Source organism: Intrasporangium sp. (genome assembly GCF_032907665.1).
In the GTDB taxonomy this organism is placed as follows: Bacteria; Actinomycetota; Actinomycetes; order Actinomycetales; family Dermatophilaceae; genus Intrasporangium.
In genome coordinates this window covers 1-3,196 of the sequence record NZ_JAJJPG010000142.1, presented here as the reverse complement: position 1 = coordinate 3,196, position 3,196 = coordinate 1, and the positions used below count along the sequence as shown (strand labels likewise).

Below are 3,196 nucleotides of genomic sequence, written 5' to 3'. Positions count from 1 at the left end.
ACGATCCCGGCCTCGACCTCGTCGGGCTCGAGGGCGTAGTTGCGGTCCATCCGCACCTCGCCGGAGACGAGCCTGGCGCGGCAGGTGCCACAGACCCCGTTGGTGCACGAGTAGGGCGCGTCGGGCCGCAATCGGAGGGTGGCGTCGAGGATCGTCTCCTCGCGGCTCGGCATCGGGACCACGGTCGTCCGCCCGTCGAGGTTGACGGTGACGGTCGCCTCGGGGGGCGCCGACTCGTCGACGACCACCCTGCGTCTCGGCTCGGTCCCGTCGTCGACGTGGAAGATCTCGTGATGGATGTGGTGGGCGTCGACGCCGCGCTCCTTGAGCAGCGCCTCGGCGCCCGTCACGAGGCCGAAGGGACCGCAGAGGTACCACTCGTCGACGGACTCGATCGGCACGAGCGTCGCGAACATCCGCTCCAGCCGCTCCCGGTCGAGCCGCCCGCTGAAGAGCTCGACGTCCTGGGGCTCGCGGGAGAGCACGTTGACGAGGTGGAAGCGGCCGGGGAACCGGTTCTTCAGGTCCTCGAGCTCCTCGAGGAACATGATCGAGCTCGTCTTCCGGTTGCCGAAGAGCAGCGTGGCCCGCGAGGCCGGCTCCTCCTCCAGCGCCGTCGCGAGCAGCGACATCACCGGGGTGATACCGGAGCCGGCAGCGATCGCGACGTGGTGTCGCGTCGCGGTCGGGTCGGTGGCGCACGTGAAGCTGCCGAGCGGGGTCATCACCTCGAGGACGTCCCCAGGGGCGACGACCTCGTTGAGCCACGTCGACATCCGGCCCTCCGGCACGCGAGCCGCGGCGACGCGGAGGGTGCCCGCAGCCGTCGCGGTCGCCCGGGACTGGCAGATCGAGTACGACTGCCGCACCTCCTCCCCGCCGATCGTCGCGCGGATCGTGAGGTGCTGGCCGGGCTCGAACCGGTACTCGTCGGCGAGCTCCGGCGGGACGGTGAAGGTGATGGCGACGGACTCGTCGGTGAGCCGCTCCACGCCGGCGACGGTCAGCTCGTGGAAGCGGGCCGCATGCCGGGCGGGGGCGGGGGCGCCCCCGGTCGTGAGGTCAGTCATTCAGATGGCCTTGAATTCATCGAAGGGCTCGCGGCACACGGTGCACCGGCGCAGGGCCTTGCAGGCGGTCGAGCCGAAGTGGGCGATCTCGGTGGTGTCCTCCGAGCCGCAGTGGGGACAGACGACGACATGCCGCTGGAGCTGGACGGGAACGGGACCGCGACCGCCGCCCTCGACCACCTTCCCGGGAGGAGCGATGCCGAAGCGCTCGAGCGCTGCCCTCCCCTCATCCGTCATCCAGTCGGTCGTCCATGCCGGGGAGAGCCGGGACCGGACGTCGGCGCGGTAGCCCAGGGCCTCGGCCTCCCACCGGATGCGGTCGGCGATCGCCTCCATGGCGGGGCATCCGGAGTATGTCGGCGTGATGGTCGCGACGACGTGACGCGCCTCCTCATCGACCTCGACCTCCCGGAGGATGCCGAGGTCGGCGATGGTGATCACCGGGATCTCCGGGTCAGGGATCCGGGAGATCGCCTCTGCGACGGCGGTGCTGCTGGTCGTGGTCGCCACGGGGCTCACCACGTCGCGCCCGGGTGGGAGCGGGCGATGTGCTGCATCTCCGCCAGCAGGTAACCCATCGGCTTCGAGTGGATCCCCTCGCGTCCGCCCCTGGCCCGCCATCTCGGCTCGTCAGGCAGCGTCAAGGTGGCCTGGTCGACGACGGCGCCCACCGAAGCGACGACCGCGTCGTGCAGCGACGACGGCAGGACGCCGACGCCGGCCTGGGCAGCCGCGACCGACGCGTCGTCGTCGAGGAACAGCTCGGGGAGGTAGGGCAGGACCCACTCGAGGCCCGCCTGCATCCTCCGGTGGGACTCCTCGGTGCCGTCGCCGAGACGCACCACCCACTGGGCAGCGTGGTCGAAGTGGTACCGAACCTCCTTGAGGGCCTTCCCGGCCACCCCCGCGAGGACGCCGTCGCTGGAAGCGAGCAGAGCGGCATACAGCTGCTTCTGGTACGTGGAGAACCACAGCATCCGGGCCATCTCCTGCCCGAAGTCACCACGCTCCTGTTCGACGAGATGGACGTTGCGCCAGTCGCGCTCGTCACGCATCATCGCGAAGTCGTCCTCGCCCCGGCCGGTGCCGTCGAGCGACCCGACGTAGGGGTAGAGCCCACGGGCCTGTCCGAGCAGGTCGAGCGCGATGTTGCCGAGGGCCATGTCCTCCTCGAGCTGCGGGGCGTTGGTCATCCACTCGGCGAGGCGCTGGGCGTAGACCATCGCGTCGTCCGCCAGGCCCAGGATGTATGCCGCTGAGCTCCCTTGCGCTGCAGGCTCACTCGCGCTCGTCACAGGTACTCCACGTCCTCGGGCACCTCGTAGAACGACGGGTGGCGGTAGACCTTGTCAGCCGCGGGGTCGAAGAAGGAGTCCTTCTCCTCGGGGCTGCTGGCGACGATGTCGGAGGCGCGCACGACCCACAGCGAGACGCCTTCCTGTCGGCGCGTGTAGAGGTCACGGCCGTTGCGCAGCGCCATCTCTGCGTCCGGGGCGTGGATCGAGCCGACGTGGACGTGCGAGAGGCCGCGCTTGCCACGGACGAACACCTCCCAGAGCGGCCAGCTCCTCTCGGTGGGGTGTTCCGGGTGCGTGGTCACGCGGCTCCTCTCGAGTGCTCGTCGGCGTGCTTGCGGGCGTAGGCGTTGGCGGCCTCGCGCACCCAGGCGCCGTCCTCATGGGCGCGGCGGCGATGGGCGACCCGCTCGGCGTTGCACGGCCCGTCGCCGCGCAGGACGCGCCAGAACTCGTCCCAGTCGATCTGGCCGAAGTCGTAGTGCCCGCGCTCCTCGTTCCACCGCAGCTCGGGGTCGGGCAGGACGACGCCGAGCTTCTCGGCCTGCGGCACCATCATGTCGACGAACTTCTGGCGCAGGTCGTCGTTGCTGAACCGCTTGATGCCCCACGCCATGGACTGCTCGGTGTGGCCGCCCTTGACGGCCGCGTCGCCGGTGTCGGGCGGGCCGAACATCATCAGCGCCGGCCACCACCACCGGTTGGCCGCGTCCTGGGCCATGGCCTGCTGCGCCTCGGTGCCGCGCATGAGGTTCCACAGGATCTCGAAGCCCTGCCGCTGGTGGAAGCTCTCCTCCTTGCAGACGCGGATCATCGCGCGGGCGTAGGGCC

Annotated in this window: 5 protein-coding genes; all 5 read right to left on the bottom strand. The window is 70.6% G+C overall.

Annotation, left to right across the window (positions count from 1 at the left end; genetic code table 11):
- A partial coding sequence (paaE, locus tag LOY02_RS16155; protein ID WP_317183394.1) for a 1,2-phenylacetyl-CoA epoxidase subunit PaaE occupies positions 1–1,070 on the bottom strand: 1,070 nt, incomplete at its 3' end.
- A complete protein-coding gene (gene paaD, locus LOY02_RS16150) occupies positions 1,071–1,580 on the bottom strand; it encodes a 1,2-phenylacetyl-CoA epoxidase subunit PaaD (protein ID WP_317183393.1) in 510 nt (169 codons plus the stop codon).
- A gap of 5 nt (positions 1,581–1,585) precedes the next feature.
- Positions 1,586–2,293: a 1,2-phenylacetyl-CoA epoxidase subunit PaaC gene (gene paaC, locus LOY02_RS16145; protein ID WP_410505965.1), complete on the bottom strand. Its 708-nt coding sequence runs from the start codon at positions 2,291–2,293 to the stop codon at positions 1,586–1,588.
- A 68-nt stretch (positions 2,294–2,361) separates the two neighbouring features.
- Positions 2,362–2,670: a 1,2-phenylacetyl-CoA epoxidase subunit PaaB gene (gene paaB, locus LOY02_RS16140; RefSeq protein WP_317183391.1), complete on the bottom strand. Its 309-nt coding sequence runs from the start codon at positions 2,668–2,670 to the stop codon at positions 2,362–2,364.
- Positions 2,667–3,196, bottom strand: a 530-nt coding sequence (locus LOY02_RS16135; protein ID WP_317183390.1) for a Phenylacetic acid catabolic protein, incomplete at its 5' end; no start/stop codon positions are given. The genes LOY02_RS16135 and paaB, both read right to left, overlap by 4 nt.